At 49.8% G+C, this 16,677-nt stretch carries 15 protein-coding genes, 1 other RNA gene and 1 riboswitch; of the genes, 2 read left to right on the top strand and 14 right to left on the bottom strand.

Annotated features, from left to right (window positions below):
* Window positions 1-136: 136 nt before the first annotated feature.
* The 3 genes from HW447_RS06735 to HW447_RS06725 all read right to left on the bottom strand — a co-directional run bounded on the left by HW447_RS06735 (window position 137) and on the right by HW447_RS06725 (window position 3,279).
* Window positions 137-790: a bifunctional 2-keto-4-hydroxyglutarate aldolase/2-keto-3-deoxy-6-phosphogluconate aldolase gene (locus HW447_RS06735; RefSeq protein WP_176254541.1), complete on the bottom strand. Its 654-nt coding sequence runs from the start codon at window positions 788-790 to the stop codon at window positions 137-139.
* Between the two features lie 189 nt (window positions 791-979).
* On the bottom strand, window positions 980-1,741 hold the full coding sequence (locus HW447_RS06730; protein ID WP_176254540.1) for an IclR family transcriptional regulator: 762 nt from the start codon (window positions 1,739-1,741) through the stop codon (window positions 980-982).
* 53 nt (window positions 1,742-1,794) lie between these two features.
* The gene (locus HW447_RS06725; RefSeq protein ID WP_176254585.1) at window positions 1,795-3,279 is read right to left on the bottom strand and encodes a UxaA family hydrolase; all 1,485 of its coding nucleotides are present in this window, start codon (window positions 3,277-3,279) and stop codon (window positions 1,795-1,797) included.
* Window positions 3,280-3,490: 211 nt separating this feature from the next.
* Here HW447_RS06725 and HW447_RS06720 point away from each other — a divergent pair, with 211 nt between their 5' ends.
* Both HW447_RS06720 and uxaC read left to right on the top strand, forming a co-directional pair.
* Window positions 3,491-4,492, top strand: a complete 1,002-nt coding sequence (locus HW447_RS06720) for a LacI family DNA-binding transcriptional regulator (protein WP_176254539.1) — start codon at window positions 3,491-3,493, stop codon at window positions 4,490-4,492.
* 22 nt (window positions 4,493-4,514) lie between these two features.
* A complete protein-coding gene (uxaC, locus tag HW447_RS06715) occupies window positions 4,515-5,930 on the top strand; it encodes a glucuronate isomerase (protein ID WP_176254538.1) in 1,416 nt (471 codons plus the stop codon).
* Between the two features lie 78 nt (window positions 5,931-6,008).
* Here uxaC and HW447_RS06710 read toward each other — a convergent pair whose 3' ends face one another.
* The 11 genes from HW447_RS06710 to HW447_RS06660 form a co-directional block, all read right to left on the bottom strand.
* Window positions 6,009-7,364 carry a GntP family permease gene (locus HW447_RS06710; RefSeq protein ID WP_176254537.1) on the bottom strand — a complete coding sequence of 452 codons (1,356 nt, stop codon included), beginning with the start codon at window positions 7,362-7,364 and terminating at the stop codon, window positions 6,009-6,011.
* Window positions 7,365-7,669: 305 nt separating this feature from the next.
* Window positions 7,670-8,206, bottom strand: coding sequence for a transcription repressor NadR (locus HW447_RS06705; protein ID WP_176254536.1), 537 nt, complete (start codon window positions 8,204-8,206; stop codon window positions 7,670-7,672).
* Window positions 8,203-9,972, bottom strand: a complete 1,770-nt coding sequence (locus HW447_RS06700; protein ID WP_176254535.1) for an ABC transporter ATP-binding protein — start codon at window positions 9,970-9,972, stop codon at window positions 8,203-8,205. Before HW447_RS06700 ends, HW447_RS06705 begins: the two co-directional genes overlap by 4 nt.
* The gene (locus tag HW447_RS06695) at window positions 9,959-10,735 is read right to left on the bottom strand and encodes an energy-coupling factor transporter transmembrane component T family protein (RefSeq protein WP_176254534.1); all 777 of its coding nucleotides are present in this window, start codon (window positions 10,733-10,735) and stop codon (window positions 9,959-9,961) included. The genes HW447_RS06700 and HW447_RS06695 overlap by 14 nt, the downstream gene beginning before the upstream one ends.
* Window positions 10,736-10,768: 33 nt before the next feature.
* Entirely contained in the window at window positions 10,769-11,371 is a 603-nt protein-coding gene (locus HW447_RS06690; RefSeq protein WP_176254584.1) for an ECF transporter S component, read from the bottom strand.
* A 172-nt stretch (window positions 11,372-11,543) separates the two neighbouring features.
* Window positions 11,544-11,893: RNase P RNA component class A (gene rnpB, locus HW447_RS06685), an RNA gene on the bottom strand.
* A 73-nt stretch (window positions 11,894-11,966) separates the two neighbouring features.
* Window positions 11,967-12,434 (bottom strand): 6,7-dimethyl-8-ribityllumazine synthase, encoded by a 468-nt coding sequence (gene ribH / locus HW447_RS06680; protein WP_176254533.1) that lies wholly within the window; start codon window positions 12,432-12,434, stop codon window positions 11,967-11,969.
* A 23-nt stretch (window positions 12,435-12,457) separates the two neighbouring features.
* Entirely contained in the window at window positions 12,458-13,657 is a 1,200-nt protein-coding gene (locus tag HW447_RS06675) for a bifunctional 3,4-dihydroxy-2-butanone-4-phosphate synthase/GTP cyclohydrolase II (RefSeq protein ID WP_176254532.1), read from the bottom strand.
* A 9-nt stretch (window positions 13,658-13,666) separates the two neighbouring features.
* Window positions 13,667-14,314 carry a riboflavin synthase gene (locus tag HW447_RS06670; protein WP_176254531.1) on the bottom strand — a complete coding sequence of 216 codons (648 nt, stop codon included), beginning with the start codon at window positions 14,312-14,314 and terminating at the stop codon, window positions 13,667-13,669.
* Window positions 14,295-15,401: a bifunctional diaminohydroxyphosphoribosylaminopyrimidine deaminase/5-amino-6-(5-phosphoribosylamino)uracil reductase RibD gene (gene ribD, locus HW447_RS06665; RefSeq protein ID WP_176254530.1), complete on the bottom strand. Its 1,107-nt coding sequence runs from the start codon at window positions 15,399-15,401 to the stop codon at window positions 14,295-14,297. Before ribD ends, HW447_RS06670 begins: the two co-directional genes overlap by 20 nt.
* A 162-nt stretch (window positions 15,402-15,563) precedes the next feature.
* Window positions 15,564-15,678: riboswitch (FMN riboswitch) on the bottom strand.
* A 96-nt stretch (window positions 15,679-15,774) separates the two neighbouring features.
* Window positions 15,775-16,674, bottom strand: a complete 900-nt coding sequence (locus tag HW447_RS06660) for a patatin-like phospholipase family protein (protein ID WP_243176227.1) — start codon at window positions 16,672-16,674, stop codon at window positions 15,775-15,777.
* Window positions 16,675-16,677 lie beyond the last annotated feature (3 nt).

The following is a 16,677-nucleotide window of genomic DNA, read 5'->3' as shown; positions in this document are numbered from 1 at the left end:
GATCTCCTCTTAACTTTAATTGTATCTGCACCGCCCGGAAGATCCGGGCGGCGGTTTCTGATTTCTGGAGCGCCTTTAGATCGCGCAAAGGCCAGGCCTCTGCCTCTCCTGCGCCAGGGCAGCAAAAATTGCTGTTTTATTTTGCACGTGCTGCTGCTACAGCTGCTACGAACTCCTGAGCCTTTGCGGTAACAGCTGCGAAGTCGCCGGTATTTGCGCCCTTTGTTAAGCTGCTGCCGGTGCCGACTGCGTATGCGCCTGCCTTGATCCACTTGTCAACATTGTCAACATCAACACCACCGGAAGGCATGAACTCGCCCTGTGGAAGGGGGCCCTTAAAGGAGCTGATCGCAGCAGGTCCTACGATATTGCCTGGGAAGATCTTGATTACGTCGCAGCCTGCTTCCATCGCTGTAATCGCCTCGGTTGGGGTCATAACACCCGGAAGCATAGGCACTCTGTAACGGTTGCACATTTTAATTGTCTCAAGGTTCAGGCCTGGGCTTACTACATAGTTAGCGCCAGCCATGATAGCCATTCTTGCAGTCTCAGGATCCAGAACGGTGCCGGCACCAATGACTACCTTGTCGTTGTCCTTATATTTCTCAACCATGTTAGCGATCAGATCAATAGGGCTTCCCTCATCAACTGTCATGCAGATCTCGATGAAGTTGATGCCGCCGGCTACGATAGAGTCGATCACCTTCTCGCCCTGCTCCAGATTCTTTGCGCGAACCACAGCTACCAGACAATCTTCTTTCAGTCTTGCCAGAACTTGTTCTTTTTTCATTTCTCTTCTCCTTCTTTCATCTTTGTTCGTAAATGCGAATAAGTTTCATATTTACGATTTTATACTTAAATTTTAATAGTTACCGCATGATTTGTCAACAGAAATCCTGTGGAAAAATGCACATTTTTATACGCATAAACGGGCACTTTTTACATTGCAGACCAAAGAGGAAGGCCGCAGCCCCCATCCTTATATTTTTCCAATAAATCCCAAAAGTTTTGAGATCTGAACCGCCTTTTTACAGACCGTGCGTCCCAGAGCTTCATAATCCTCCGTGGGCTTATAGAGGCTGGAAACACTGATGGCGCCCATCACAGTTCCGTCAGGGCCGAAAACAGGAGCGCCTGCGCACTCCATATGTTCCTCCAGCTCTCTGGCATCCAGCGCGTAGCCCTTTTCCCTCACCAGCTCCAGTTCCTTCAGAAAATCAGTCCGGTTCCTGATGGTTCGGTCCGTGTACGTCTTAAAATGGATCCTGGCCATAAGAGCCTCTCTCTCCTCCTCCTGAGAATAAGCCAGGATGGCCTTTCCCAGTGAGGTGCAGTAAATGGGATTTTTGGTGCCGACGGTTGCCGTGGTGATAATAGGATTTTCCGGCTCATACTTGCAGATATATACGATCTCATCATCCGCACGTACACCGAAAAACACCGTTTTTCCCACTTCCCTTGCAAATGCCTTCAGCACCGGGTCGATGGTGCTGATAAAGTCCATATTGTTGGTATAATTGATTCCCACCCGGTATGCCGTAAGGCCGATGGTATAGCGCTGCTTCTGCTCCCTGGCCACATGGATCATGCCTGTGTGAACCAGGGTTGTCAAAATGTCATAAGCGCTTGTTTTCGGGATGGAAAGCTGCTCACAGATCTCATCCAGAGTAATGCCGTCCGGTTTTTGGGACACCAGCTTCAGTATATCCACAGTTCTCAGCGCAGTCCTGTTTAGTTTCATCGAGTCTCCTTTTTCTCTCAGGCCGAACCAACCGGCCGGCAGTCCGATCCCTGCTACAGAGTCACGCCCTGCTTGAAAATAGCCATATCATGGAAACCTGCTTCCTCGGATTTTACCTTCCGGCCGGAAGCCACCTCAAGCACATAGTCAAGCAGCTCCTGTGCAAGCTCTTCCTTTGTCTTATCCTCTACCATGCGGCCCGCGTTAAAATCGATCCAGTTATTCTTATGGCCTGCCAGCTTTGAGTTGCTGGAGATTTTCACGGTGGGAACCGGAGAAGCAAACGGTGTGCCTCGTCCGGTGGTAAAAAGCACGATATGAGCGCCGGATACAGCCAGGGCCGTCGCAGCTACCAGGTCATTTCCAGGTGCGCTTAAAAGATTCAGTCCCTTTACCTTAACAGGCTCCCCATATTCAAGCACACCCTTTACCAGAGAGCTTCCTGACTTCTGGGTACAGCCCAGGGACTTGTCCTCCAGAGTGGAAATACCGCCCTTTTTGTTTCCCGGGGACGGATTCTCATAAATGGTCTGATTGTGGCTGGTGAAATAATTCTTAAAGTTATTGATCAGATCCACCGTCTTTTCAAACAGTTCCGGTGTAGCGCAGCGATCCATAAGGAGGGTCTCCGCTCCGAACATCTCCGGAACCTCTGTCAGGATGGTGGTTCCGCCCTTGCTTACCAGCAGATCGGAAAACGCTCCTACCACCGGATTTGCCGTAATGCCGGAAAGACCGTCGGATCCCCCGCATTTCATGCCGATGATTAACTCGCTGGCATCAATCTTTTCTCTGGAAAATGCTCCTGCGTAGGCTGCCAGTTCTTCGATGAGCTTCATGGCCTCCTCCATCTCATCTTCCACATCCTGGCACTGAAGGAACTTTACTCTCTGTTCATCATACTCGCCGATGTAGTCCATAAGTACCGGGATATTGCTGTTTTCGCAGCCAAGCCCTAACACCAGCACGCCGCCTGCGTTTGGATGACGGATCATATCTGCCAGAACCCTGCGGGTATTTTCCTGATCATCGCCCATCTGGGAACAGCCGTAGGGATGCTGAAACGCGATCACATCTTCCACATTTCCGCCTACAAACTTTCTGGCCGCCGTCTCCAATGCCTTCGCGATGGAATTAACGCAGCCAACGGTAGGAATGATCCAAATCTCGTTGCGGATGCCCGCCTTCCCTCCAGCTCTGCGGTAACCTTCAAAATAAGTATGCCCGGTGGGTTCTACATCCTCATGGCCCTCTGGCTTATAATCATAGGTAAGAACCTCTCCAAGCGTGGTCTTTACATTATGAACGTGTACCCACTGTCCGGGAGTGATCTCTTCTTTGGCAAAGCCGATGCGAAAGCCGTATTTTACAACCTCATCTCCCGCTTTGATGGCTTTTAAGGCAAATTTGTGGCCCTGGGGGATATCTTCGATAAGCGCTACATCGGCATCCGCCACGTGCAGCACCTCTCCCTTGCTTAAAGGACGAAGGGCGACGGCAACATTGTCATTCTGATTGATCTTTACAATATCCTGCATGATCGTTCTATTCTCCTGTTCTTTATTGGTGCGCTTCGCCTGCCGGCTCTTTTTGTGGGGCGCCTGCAGGTTTATGTAAGTGCTTACATTCATTTTATCCACTTTCTCGTAGGAAGTCAATAAAAAAATAGAAAACTCTTGCAATATTTACCGAAAATATGTATAATAAAGTCAGCTTGTAAGCGCTTACAGAATGTGAGGTTGTTCCAATATGAACATTTACGATGTATCTGAGCACGCCGGAGTCTCGATTGCTACGGTATCCCGTGTATTAAACGGCAACCCCAACGTCAGCGAGCGCACCCGGGAGAAGGTGCTTCGGGTCATGGATGAGCTTGGCTACACGCCCAATGTATTTGCCAGAGGGCTGGGGCTTGACACCATGCAGACCATCGGGATCATGTGTTCCGACTCCTCAGACCCTTATCTGGCCGGCGCTATTTACTATCTGGAACGTGAGCTTCGCAGCCACAGCTACGACTCCATCCTATGCTGCACCGGCTATGACTTAAAGGTCAAGCAGAAGTATTTCAACCTGCTGCGCTCCAAGCGTGTGGATGCCATTATCCTGGCTGGTTCCAAATTCGTGGAACTGCGCCCGGAGGACAATGACTATATCTTAAAAGCTGCCGCCGAGATCCCCGTTATGCTTGTAAACGGCTATCTGGAGGGCAAAAATATCTACAGCACCGTCTGCGATGATTACGCAGCCGTATACGATGCCGTTTCCCGTCTGATCCATTCAGGAAGCAGACGGATCCTGTATCTTTATACCAGTTATTCCTACAGCGGCCTCAACAAGATGGACGGCTATAAATCAGCCCTGATCTCCTGCGGCCTTCCTGTTCGGGAAGATCTGATCCATCAGTGTCCCAAAAACATTGAGGACGCCAGAGACCTGTTATTGCGTCTGGCAGAACAGGGGCTTGATTTTGACGCGGTGGTAACTTCCGATGATTCTCTCGCTGTGGGCGCGGTAAAGTACGCCCATGCCAGACATATTTCCATCCCGGATAAGTTCAGCGTCATTGGTTATAATAACTCTCTTCTGGCCCGCTGCACCGATCCTGAAATCACTTCCATTGACAGCAGGGTGGAGTTTTTGTGCACTACGACGGTTCAGACGCTTATGAGAGTTTTCAGCGGCGCCGCGGTTCCAGGACGGACTACGATCGCTTCTGAGCTTATAAAAAGAAACACAACAAATTTCTAATTTTTAAGGAGGCTGCACTAAAATGAAACAGTTTTTAGACAAGGATTTTTTATTATCCACAGAGATGGCACAAAAACTTTACCATGACTATGCTGAGACGATGCCTATTCTGGACTATCACTGCCATATCAATCCCCAGGAGATCTGCGAGGACCGCAAGTTCGAGAACATCACCCAGGTATGGCTTGGAGGCGACCATTACAAGTGGCGTCAAATGCGTTCCAACGGCGTCGATGAAAAGTACATCACCGGCGACGCTACCGACAGAGAGAAATTCCAGGCATGGGCTGAAACGCTTCCAAAGCTGATCGGCAATCCTCTGTATCACTGGAGCCATCTGGAGTTAAGAAGATACTTCGGCTATGAGGGATATTTAAACGGCGATACCGCTGAGGAAGTATGGAATCTGTGCAACGCAAAGCTGCAGGAGGACTCCATGACCGTCCGCAACCTGATTAAGCAGTCTAACGTAACTCTGCTTTGCACCACAGATGATCCTGTTGATTCTCTGGAATTTCACAAGAAGTTAGCTGAGGATGATTCCTTTGACGTACAGGTTCTCCCTGCATGGAGACCGGACAAGGCTCTTAATGTTGAGAAACCGACCTATGCAGCTTATATCGAGCAGCTGTCCAGTGTAAGCGGCATTGAGGTAAAGGATTTCGCATCCTTAAAGGAAGCCATCAGAAACCGTATGGAATTTTTCAATTCCATGAAGTGCTGCGTATCTGACCACGCTCTGGAGTATGTAATGTACGTTCCTGCTTCCGATGCAGAAGTAGACTCTATCATCGCCAAGAGCTTAAAGGGCGAGGCTGTTTCCCGTGAGGAAGAATTAAAGTACAAGACTGCATTCATGCTGTTCGCTGCAAAAGAGTACAATAAACTCGGCTGGATCATGCAGCTGCACTATGGCTGCAAGCGTGACAACAACGCTTATATGTTTGAACAGCTTGGCCCCGATACCGGCTTTGACTGCATCAACAACTACGCTCCAAGCGCACAGATGGCTGATTTCTTAAACGCTTTAAGCGCTACCAACGAGATTCCAAAGACCATCCTCTACTCTCTGAATCCGAATGATAACGCCTCCATCGGCACTATCATCGGCTGTTTCCAGGAGAAGTTCCCAGGAAAGATCCAGCAGGGCTCCGCATGGTGGTTCAACGATCACAAGACCGGCATGACCGAGCAGATGACCTCTCTCGGAAACCTGGGATGCCTTGGAAACTTCATCGGTATGCTGACCGACTCCAGAAGTTTCCTTTCCTACACCAGACATGAATATTTCCGCCGCATCATGTGCGAGCTGATCGGCGGCTGGGTAGACAACGGCGAGTATCCGGCAGATATGAAGTCCTTAGAGAAGATCGTAAAGGGTATCTGCTACAATAACGCTGTAAATTACTTTGGGTTTGATTTAAAGACAGTGGAATAATAAACAGGTAAAAACGGGAAACATTCGGCAAAAGGAATGTTTCCCGTTTTTATGTATCGACGGCACGCAAATGATGGGCTATACAAACATGGAAATAATCAGGCCAGCAGCCAGACTCGTAAGTCCAATGACCGTTTCCATAATCGTCCAGGATTTTAGCGTTGTTTTTTCATCTATTTCCAGAAATGTTCCCACCAGCCAGAATCCGACATCATTGACATGGCTTAATGCCGTTGCGCCTCCGCAGATGGCACAGCACATGACTGCCCGGTACACCATACTCTCTCCCATAACCGCCGGCATGGAAGCCATAATTCCTGAAGCCATGGTTATTGCCACAATAGAACTGCCCACCGATGCCCGCACCATGAGCGCAACTAAAAATGCTATAAGAATCAACGGCATATCACTGTTTTCCAGCAGAGGGCCGATTACATTGCCAAGGCCGGAATCCTGAAGCATCCATCGGATAACGCCTCCGCTGGCAATTACCAAAAGGATCATGCCTACTGGCCTTAAAGAATGTTCCAGGATCTCCTTGATCCGTTTCTTGGAGAATCCCCTTCTGATCCCCAGAAAATAGATAGCCAGCAGGGTGGCAATCGTCAATGCCAAAAAGGGCTCGCCCAGAAATTCCATTATACTCTTTATGTGTTCTGCAACGGGCAGATACGCCGAAACCGTACTTAAAAGGATCAGCACCAGAGGAACCAGTATCACGAAAAATACCAGTCCAAATGACGGGAGCGTTTCATCCTCATCATGAATCTCTTCTATATTTTTCGGAAGATAAGTAAATATTTTAGTTCCGATCCATCTTCCCCAGACAATTCCCCCAGTCACCATGCAGAGGATTGCCATGGGAACTCCTACCATGATCATCGTCCCCAGATTGACCTCAAGAGCATTTGCCGCCAAAACAGAGGCCGCCGACGGAGGTACGAAGGCGTAACCGCTGGCAAGCCCTGAAAGCAGGGGAATCGCATAATACAGTGTGGATTTCTTAGTCTGTTTCGCCACACTGAATACCAGAGGGATCAGTACGACTACGCCGGCTTCAAAAAATACGGTTGTACCTATAACAAGTCCAGTCAGGCCCAGTGCCCATCCGGCTTTCTCCTGCCCAAATTTCCCAACCAGCGTTTGTGCGATCCTTCTCGCTCCGCCGCTGGATTCCAACACTCCGCCGAACATGGATCCTAATCCTACAAGCAGAGCAATTCCCTGAAGGGTTTCGCCCACTCCCTTTTCTACTGTATCAGAAATCATGGCCAAAGGCATACCGGCCCCGATTCCGATCACAATAGCTGAAATCATCATTGATATGACCGGATGCAGCTTTAATTTAATGATGAGTACAAGCAGACAGACAATCCCTGCCGCTGCCGCTATCAGCAGTCTTACAGGCTCTGCCGCAAAGGTGGTTTCCGTCATTCTCTTTTATTCCTCCTGGATTCATCTGATGTTTTTACCCAACTTGTGATTATACCCCGTTTTATTTTAATTTTCTCCTAGTGATAACCTATTCTTCCCCAAATTCATCTGATGTTTTATATTATAGTTTTTTATTTTGTAAAAAGCAATATCGTAATTTTCTCCAATTTTACAATACTCTTTTTTGCATATATTCACCGTTTTTAATAGGTTGTTTGCGATTACAGATTTTATCCTGAGTTAAAAGCATGACTTACGTTATACGCCGGGTCTTTCATTTCCTGTACAGTAAATTCATCATACCATTACAGCCTTTCCTCCTTTTTCATCAGATATCCCTTCTTTCTCAGTTCCTCCTCAATCCGGTCCAGGTTGCGTTCAGAGGGCGCAGCCACAGTATGATAATGGCATCCGCCGGTCAAAGCCTTCATGGGCTGGTCGGTGCAGCGGGCCATCTGTTCCGTAAATTCCGCCGCATCCAGGCGGTTGTTTATAATCAGATCCGCCCGGATCTGTCCATAGAGCCTGTGCTCCACCGATACGTCCAGCACACGGCCGCCGCAGTCAACAATCGTCTGCAGCTCATCCAGCGTATCCTCCGTTGTGTGATCCACAGAAAACACCCGGATACAGGAGCCTTCCCGACCGGTATTTTTCTGAAGGACGTAGCCCCGGTAGGTAGAAAGAATCCCCCTGTCCTCTGCCCGCAAAAGAGCCACATCCTGGACAATCACCTGGCGGCTGACTTTAAATTCCTTCGCAAGCTCCGTTCCGGATACAGGGGCATCCGCTGTGCTCAGGCGTTTTATAATCCCTTCTCTTCTCTTTTCTCCTTCCGTCATCTTCCTTCCTCCTTTAAAATTTCCATATCCTCTACTGTCAAATATCTCCCCAAAAAGCCCAGCCCGGCGCAGAGAGCAGTAACATGAGGCTGTTCCAGATGAGCCTCCTTTAAGGCACACGCGTCATAGAACACCTTCCGCCCGTCTCCGTCCGCCAGTACACGTCCATGGGCCATGACGATGATACGCTCAAAATATTTTGCCGCAAAATCCATATCATGCAAAACAGCGATCACCGCTTTTTTCTGGGATCTGAGCCTTCTGACAATCTCTCCGATGCAGCGGCGCCCCCTTACGTCCTGGGCGATGGTCGGCTCGTCCAGGATCAGAACCCTGGTGTCCATGGCAAGGACAGAGGCAATGGCTGTAAGTTTGCGCTCCGACAGATCCAGATCATAGGGGTTTTCGTCTCTGACCTCCCACAGTCCTACTGTCTTTAGGGCTTCCTCTGCGTGACGCAGAGCCTTTTCCCGGTCCATCCCTATATTTAAAGGCCCGACCATTACTTCATCCAGCACGCGGTTTTTAAAAATCTGATCGTCGGGATTCTGAAATACATATCCGATGCTGCCTGCCAGTTCCGCCACCGTCTTTTTTGCCAGGTCTGTTTCCTGAAATAAAATCCGCCCGGACTGCGGCTTTAAAAGCCCCTTTAAAAGCTTTATAAGCGTGGTCTTTCCTGCTCCGTTCTGGCCCACGATTGCCGTAGGGCGTGTATCCAGAGTCAGATCCAGTCCCTGCAGAACAGGCGTATCTGCTGTATAAGAAAATGAAACCTGATCCAGAGCAAATACTGCATCCTCCTTTTGAGACTCCTCCTGCCGCCCGATAGCACCTGTATTTTCTTCGCCTTTATGCGGCTCTTTCATTTCGCCGGTACTTTTCTCAAGGATCTTAAGCGTCTCCTTTGGAAACTGTTCCCTAAGCGCCTTTGTCTCCTCCTCTGTGACAGGGTATAAAAGACCTGAGGTCTGATCCTTAAGATATCCCAGCGTCACCCCAAAGCTGCGGCTGACCCTGGTAAATACAGGTGCCTCCATTCCAAACATTTCCAGATCATCTCTGGAGAAAATACGCTCCGGCGTATCAAAGGCAATCTGTTTTCCCTCATGGAGCAGAAGGATCTTATCACAGTAGGAGGCCAGTTTTTCCACTTTATGCTCTGCCATAAAAATGGTAATACCCGAATGGGCCAGCTTCTCCACCACCTGAAACACCTCATCGCTGCCCTGTGGATCCAGCTGGGAGGTTGGTTCATCCAGTACCAGCACATCCGGCTCCATGGCCAGGATACCCGCCAGGGCTACCCTCTGGATCTGGCCGCCGGACAAATCAAAGGGATTGCGGTCTCTGTACCCTTCTATCTCTAAAAGACGCAGTTTTTCCTCCACCCGCCGCCGGATTTCAGAAGCCGGCACTCCCAGGTTCTGAAGGCCGAAGGCCACTTCCTCAAACACGGTATCCTTTGCCCCGGAAAGCTGGTTAAAGGGGTTTTGAAAAACAAGCCCTACCTTTTTGCACAGCCGGGCCACAGGCACTGCTTCCGTCTCCAGACCATCCACCCACACTCTGCCGCCGTAAGCTCCCTTAAACATATTGGGAACAAGTCCAGCAAGGGCCTGGCAGAGCGTGCTCTTTCCTGCCTGATTTGCTCCTGCTATGCCGATAAATTCCCCTTTTTCCACCTGAAAGTCCAGGCCATCCAGAGCCAGCCTCTTTCCATGGGGATAACGGTATTTTAAATGTTCCACACTAATAAATGACATGAATGATCCTCCAAACCACAGAAATAATCACAAGCGCCGCCATACAGGTCATAAACCCGTGGTCTCTTTTTTCCATCCTGCGTTCCCGCAGGAAGGTCTTTTTCTCGCCGCTCCCAAACCCCCGAACCTCCAGAGCAATGGCCCGTTCCCTGGTGTTGATCAGGGAACTGCTGACTACAGGGGATATCAGGGGGATAAATGCCTTTGCCCGGGTAATAAGATTCCCCTCCGTCTCCATTCCCCGGCTCCTCTGGGCATCCATGATTATATTCATCGTTCCCATCATCTGCGGAATGATCTGAAAAACGGAATTGATCATATAGCCAAAACGGGGCGAAAAGCCCAGCTGCTCCAGATCTTCTACCAGATCCGCCGGGCGCACAGAAAGCACGAACACAGCAAAAGCCAGAAGCATATTTAAAATATTGCAGCCAATGCGGAGGGCATACAAAAGGCCCTCTCTGTAAAATTTAAGAGGACCTGCCTGAAACAGCAGGTCATGATTGTTCTGGTTAAACAATCCATGGATCAGAAATACCGTCAGAATAATGGTAAAGGAAAAGGCAATCAGGGGCAGCACCCGCCCGATTACCTTTCCGCTGATGAGAAAACACAGGCTTATGGCAATCATAAGCCCGTACATCCACAGCGCTCCCCCGGCCAGGGGAACCGCCACCGCTGTGAGTATGTAAAACAGTTTTGAAAATGGATGGAGCCTGGTAAGCCAGGTGTCCTGTTCCACATAAAGAGTGATCCGTTTCATATCCGTCCCTTTCCTTGGTCATTCCCCGTCTGGTCAATCCAGCCTTTCGATCTCCTCATTTACATCATACAGGGAGGTCAGCTTCCTGGGAAGCCCCTTTACAATAGCATAGGTGATCAACAGAGTAATCAGCTTATCCGGCACATCCACCACTATCTCATCAAGGAGAGAGCCAAGGACAACCGGCATAGCCGATGCCTGAGACCAGGCAAATACAGCATCGCCCCATACATTTCCTGTGGTGCCTCCCCAGAACAGGATATTCAGCGGGGTGGAGACCGCAACAGCCGTAAAACCTCCTGCGCAGGCAGTAAGAACAGCGCCCTTAAGGCTCTTCATCTGTCCCAGTCTTGCCATGATTCCCACTGCTACGCCGATACACAGGCTGGTAAGGGCATAGATAAGAGTAATGGCATCTCCTGTGGTAAAGCCGTAGATCAGGTTATTAGCCGCGCCGCAGATCGCTCCGATCACCGGTCCTCCCAGGACAGCGCCGATGCAGGTGCCAATAGAGTCCAGCCACAGGGGCAGCTTTAAAACAGAAGCAAACAGCTTACCCAGATAGTTGATGCCGATGCAGGCCGGAATCAGCACGAAACAGGCTGCATTGAATTTTGTCTTGAAAATATGGTTCATCATCATTTCCTCCCTGTTCTCCGGCTTTACAAACCGGAATCTAAACGATTTTCATTTTACCGCCCCGCCACTGTCTTGTCAATCATTTTTGATATATGACAAGACAGTTTGTGCAGTAAAAAAGACCACCTGGACGGAATGAGTCTCTTCCGATCCCTGTGATCTTCTTTGCACTGTGAGCAAAACGATAAGCCGGGTTATGTCATTGGATGGCCATCTATCTAGGACTGCCGTCACCGGCAGCCTCAAGCAACCTACCCGGAAGCTGACGGGCCGCCATATGCTTCCTGTTTGGTCTTGCTTCGAGTGGGGTTTACATATGCCCCGCCTGTTACCAGCCGGGCGGTAGTCTCTTACACTGCCCTTCCACCCTTACCAGCCCGAAAGCCGGCGGTATATTTCTGTTGCACTATCCCTGGAGTCGCCTCCGCCAGACGTTATCTGGCACCCTGCCCTGTGAAGCCCGGACTTTCCTCTCCTGCGGCCTCTCGGTATCGCAGCAGCGGCCATCTGTCTTACTCACAATGATGGTAGTTTAGCACAAAATATGCGGTGTGTCCAGTTTTTTCGGAAGAATCCCCCGCCGCCTTATTCTCTATTTTTCTATTTCCCGGATCAGATTCACCATCTCAATAGCGCTTACCGCGCAGTCATAGCCTTTATTCCCGGCTTTTGTACCCGCCCGCTCAATGGCCTGTTCCAGATTCTCGGTCGTGAGAACACCGAACAGCACAGGGACTCCGCTTTCCAGCGATACGGCTGAAATTCCCTTTGAAACCTCATTGCATACATAATCATAATGGCTGGTTGAACCGCGAATGACCGCACCCAGGCAGATCACCGCGTCGTAGGCTCCGCTTTTGACCATTTTTGACGCAGTCAGAGGGATCTCAAACGCTCCCGGCACCCAGGCAACATGAATATCCTCCTCTTTCACATCATGACGGAGCAGTCCGTCCACGGCTCCGCTTAACAGTTTTGAAGTGATAAACTCATTAAATCTTGCCGCAACAATACCGATTTTTATTTCATGTGATACCAGTTTCCCCTCAAATATTTTCATATCCATTTTCCTCACTTTCACTCTTAATAGTTTAAAATATGCCCCATACGGGCCTGCTTGGTTTTCAGATAAAACAAATCATGGGCCGTAGCCGCCATCTGAAGCGGTACTCGCTGAGTTATCTTCATTCCAAATTCTTCCAGTTGATATACCTTATCCGGGTTATTCGTCAAAAGTCTGATACTTGTAGCGCCCAAATCCCTCAAAATCTGCGCTCCAATATAATATTCCCGCTCATCCCCGGAAAATCCCAGCGCGAGGTTGGCCTCCAGCGTATCCATCCCCTTTTCCTGCAGTTCATAAGCCCTCATTTTATTGATAAGCCCGATCCCGCGCCCCTCCTGCCGCATATAAAGCAGAATTCCCCGTCCCTCTCTTTCTATTTGCATCAGAGCGGCGGCAAGCTGCTGTCCGCAGTCGCACCGCAGAGAGCCAAAGACATCACCAGTCAGACACTCGGAATGAACGCGGCATAAAATATCCGTTCCATCGCCAACCTCGCCTTTTATCAGCGCCACATGATGTTCTCCATTCAGCCGATTCACATATCCGCAGGCAGTAAAATCCCCGTACTTTGTGGGCATTTTGACCGAAGTTACACGGTCGATCAGCCTCTCATGACACTTTCTGTAATTTTGCAGATCCCGGATCGTGATGATTTTTATCCCAAAACGCTGCGCCAGCTCCAAAAGTTCCGGCGTACGCATCATGGTCCCGTCATCTCCCATCACTTCACAGCACAGCCCGCACGTGTTCAAACCGGCCAGACGGCATAAATCCACTGTAGCCTCTGTGTGTCCGTTTCGTTCCAGTACGCCGTTTTTCTTTGCCAGCAGAGGAAACATATGTCCAGGTCTGCGGAAATCTTTTGGCTTCGCATTTTTTGCCACACAGGCAAGCGCCGTTGCCGAGCGTTCTGCTGCTGAAATCCCCGTAGACGTTGATACATGATCAATGGACACCGTAAAAGCGGTTTCATGATTGTCTGTGTTTTTATCTACCATTTGAGGGATTTCTAACTTTTTCACGTAGTCCTCTGACATAGGCATACAGATCAGCCCTTTTCCGTAGGTTGCCATAAAATTGATATTTTCCGTGGTGGCAAACTCTGCCGCACAGATAAAATCCCCCTCATTTTCACGCTCCGCATCATCTGTGACCAAGATAATTTTACCCTTTTTTAAATCTTCTATTGCCTCATCCACTGTGTTAAATGCTCTCATCCTTACCTCCTAAAATCCGCAATTGGTTAAAAATTCCTTTGTGATCCTATGACCCTTCTGCTGCTCTGCAGAGGGAAACAGAAATTTTCCCGCATATTTCCCCATAAGATCGGTTTCCAGATTAACAAGCTCCCCCTCTTTCAGATCCTGCAAAATGGTCTGCCTTACCGTATGTGGAATGGCTGAAACAGAAAAACTGGTCTTTTTAATATTTACCGCGGTAAGACTGATGCCGTCAATCGCCACAGAGCCTTTTTCCACAATATAACGCATTATTTCCGGCTTTGTCTGTATTGTAAACCAGACTGCCGTATCGTCTCTATGTATATGGATGATTTTTCCTGTTCCGTCTATATGGCCGGCTACCATATGCCCGTTAAAACGGCCGTTTATCTGCATGGCCCTCTCTAAATTCACGCGTTTTTGGCAGGCAAGCCCTGACATTGCCGCACGGTTCAGTGTTTCGTGCATAACGTCCGCTGTAAAGGCGTCGGGAAACAGGGATATAACGGTCAGGCAGATCCCATTAACCGCAATGCTGTCGCCCACCTTTGTTCCCTCCAGCACACGCTCTGCACGGATATTCAAAACCGCAGAGGCCGTTCCCTGTCTGATCTGCTTTACGGTTCCGATTTCTTCAATAATCCCCGTGAACATTTGGCTTCACCTCGCTTTCTATCAGAATATCCTCACCCAGGCGTATGACTGTGCTGTTTTTTAGTTGAAACGCAGAAGAAGGAAACTCAACGCCTGCGCCCTCTACCGGTGTCTTTGCTTTTTCTCCGCCAAACAGCTTCGGGGCAATATAAGCCTGTACTTTTTGAACGATGCCGCTTTCAAGCGCCGCCCAGTTGAGCGTACCGCCGCCCTCCAGCAAAATGCTGTCAATCTGCTCCCGCCCCAGCCTTTCCATCAGCTTTTCCAGATTCACATGACCCTCTTTCTCCTCAACCGTAAAGATACGGCAGCCCTTTTCCTCGTAAATACGCTTCCTATCCCTGTCATTGCAGCAGGTCGCAAGAATGACGGGAATCTGTTCGGCTGTGGAAATAACCTGTGCATGAAGCGGTGTGCGAAGTCGGGTATCACAGATGATGCGTATGGGATTTTTCCCGTTTTTTATCCGGCCGTCCAGCATGGGATCGTCTGCCAGCACCGTTCCAACCCCTGCCATAATTGCCGTATACCGGCGGCGCTGTTTCCACACATGATTTCGTGCGGTTTCTCCTGTGATCCATTTTGACGCACCCGTGTAAGCGGCAATCTTCCCGTCCATGGTCATCGCATACTTCATCACTACAAAGGGACGTTTCGTTAAAATATAGTGAAAGAACACTTCATTGAGCCGGTCACATTCCTCCTGCAAAACGTGCTCTGTCACCTTGATCCCATGCTCTAGCAGAATTTGAATTCCCTTCCCGTCAACCTTCGGATTTGGATCGGCGGAACCGGTCACTACGCGGGAAATGCCTGCGTTTATAATGGCCTCCGTGCAAGGTGGCTGTTTCCCATAGTGACAGCACGGTTCCAATGTCACATACATAACCGCGCCTTTGGGATTTTCCGTGCAGGTTTCCAGAGCATTCCGCTCTGCATGGGGCCTGCCATATGCTTCATGCCATCCCTGCCCGATGATCTTCCCGTTTTTTACAATGACAGCCCCCACCATAGGATTGGGAGATGTCCAGCCGCGGCCTTTCTTTGCAAGCTGCAGCGCAAGATTCATATATGCGCTGTCATTCATCTCATCACCTCCAGATAAAAAAATGCCCTGAACAAAACCGTTCAGGGCCAAGGGGAACGCCGCAGGAAACTCCTGCGATCAATATACACAAAAAAACTCTGGAATGTAATACACACCAGAGCACTATGCTATACACAGAAAGCAATCCTTCTTTCTGCATTCCACAATCTTCTTTCATCCAGACTATACGGTCGGCTTCGGAGTTTCACCGAATCATGCCTTACGGCTCGTGGGCTGTACCACCGGTAGGGAATTGCACCCTGCCCTGAAGATTTTATTTAATTTATGAGTTGAGTATATCCCCCTGCTGCATGATTGTCAAGATATTTTTTAATCCTGTGGATACAAACGCCTCGGGCCCAAAACCATAGACTTACTGACTGCACGCATAGCTTCCTGCCGTCTGAAGTGCCGCCCGAATAGAAGGCAGTTTCTTTATTGTGTAGCTGTACGCCATTTTCATGGACATTTCCATCGTATCAAAGGTAAGAAGGCCAGCTCCCTCCGGCTGGGGCGGCGTCAAAAGAAACGCCTCTCCAAGGGAACTGCAGTCCTTTAAGCGGCGGCTCATAATGGAAAAAGAATGCGTCACCACCTCCGGCAGAGAATCGTCCCTTGGCGGGTCATAGGCGTTTCCCACATCCACCGCCAGCACAGGCCCTGCCCCTGCACGTTTTAACAGCCGGACGGGCAGATTAGCCGCCACCCCTCCATCCACTAAAAGCCGGCTTCCCATCCGCCTTGGCGAAAAGACAGCCGGAAAGCTGGCGCTGGCCATCATAGCCTCACATAGACGTGCCTCCCATTCCCACTGGACATGGGGCATCTTCTCTGGATTTTCCACATTGGTAAATGCCACCGTATCGCCGGTGTTCAAATCCACCGCCGGGATCACCAGCGGAAGAAGAGCTTCATCCAGCTTTTTGCCCCCGGTCAGGATGCAGAAATAAGACTGAAGGCGGTTTCCTTTTAAAAGCCCCGAAAGAGTCAGCGGGCGGCCGGATAACAGCCTGGGAATCAGGGCCGCCATGGCTTTGTACTGGGGATCCAGATAATGCTTTCCCCAACGAGACAAGTAATGCACCGTTTCCTCCATCTCTGAAATTTCCAGCCCTGAGGCATACAGACCGGCTGCCAGGGCCCCGGCGCTGGTGCCGGCGATCCAGGACGGTTTCAGGGCTGCCTCATCCAGGGCTTTTAAAACGCCGATATGGGAAGCCCCTCTGGCACCTCCGCCGGAAAGGGCCAGCCCGTATACTATCTGCTGCTTCATCCC

It is taken from the genome of Enterocloster alcoholdehydrogenati (assembly GCF_013282095.1).
Taxonomy (GTDB): domain Bacteria; phylum Bacillota; class Clostridia; order Lachnospirales; family Lachnospiraceae; genus Enterocloster; species Enterocloster alcoholdehydrogenati.
The sequence above is the reverse complement of the archived record's forward strand: the minus strand, read 5'-3'. Positions and strand labels throughout refer to the sequence as shown.

Coding starts and splice junctions, on each gene's coding strand:
- HW447_RS06730 (WP_176254540.1), bottom strand. CDS start 1,741: ATGAAACTAAACAGGACTGCGCTGAGAACTGTGGATATACTGAAGCTG.
- HW447_RS06710 (WP_176254537.1), bottom strand. CDS start 7,364: ATGACGGAAACCACCTTTGCGGCAGAGCCTGTAAGACTGCTGATAGCG.
- HW447_RS06675 (WP_176254532.1), bottom strand. CDS start 13,657: ATGAGAGCATTTAACACAGTGGATGAGGCAATAGAAGATTTAAAAAAG.
- HW447_RS06660 (WP_243176227.1), bottom strand. CDS start 16,674: ATGAAGCAGCAGATAGTATACGGGCTGGCCCTTTCCGGCGGAGGTGCC.
- HW447_RS06735 (WP_176254541.1), bottom strand. CDS start 790: ATGAAAAAAGAACAAGTTCTGGCAAGACTGAAAGAAGATTGTCTGGTA.
- HW447_RS06670 (WP_176254531.1), bottom strand. CDS start 14,314: ATGTTCACGGGGATTATTGAAGAAATCGGAACCGTAAAGCAGATCAGA.
- uxaC (WP_176254538.1), top strand. CDS start 4,515: ATGAAACAGTTTTTAGACAAGGATTTTTTATTATCCACAGAGATGGCA.
- ribD (WP_176254530.1), bottom strand. CDS start 15,401: ATGAATGACAGCGCATATATGAATCTTGCGCTGCAGCTTGCAAAGAAA.
- HW447_RS06690 (WP_176254584.1), bottom strand. CDS start 11,371: ATGAACCATATTTTCAAGACAAAATTCAATGCAGCCTGTTTCGTGCTG.
- HW447_RS06695 (WP_176254534.1), bottom strand. CDS start 10,735: ATGAAACGGATCACTCTTTATGTGGAACAGGACACCTGGCTTACCAGG.
- HW447_RS06720 (WP_176254539.1), top strand. CDS start 3,491: ATGAACATTTACGATGTATCTGAGCACGCCGGAGTCTCGATTGCTACG.
- HW447_RS06700 (WP_176254535.1), bottom strand. CDS start 9,972: ATGTCATTTATTAGTGTGGAACATTTAAAATACCGTTATCCCCATGGA.
- HW447_RS06725 (WP_176254585.1), bottom strand. CDS start 3,279: ATGCAGGATATTGTAAAGATCAATCAGAATGACAATGTTGCCGTCGCC.
- HW447_RS06705 (WP_176254536.1), bottom strand. CDS start 8,206: ATGACGGAAGGAGAAAAGAGAAGAGAAGGGATTATAAAACGCCTGAGC.
- ribH (WP_176254533.1), bottom strand. CDS start 12,434: ATGAAAATATTTGAGGGGAAACTGGTATCACATGAAATAAAAATCGGT.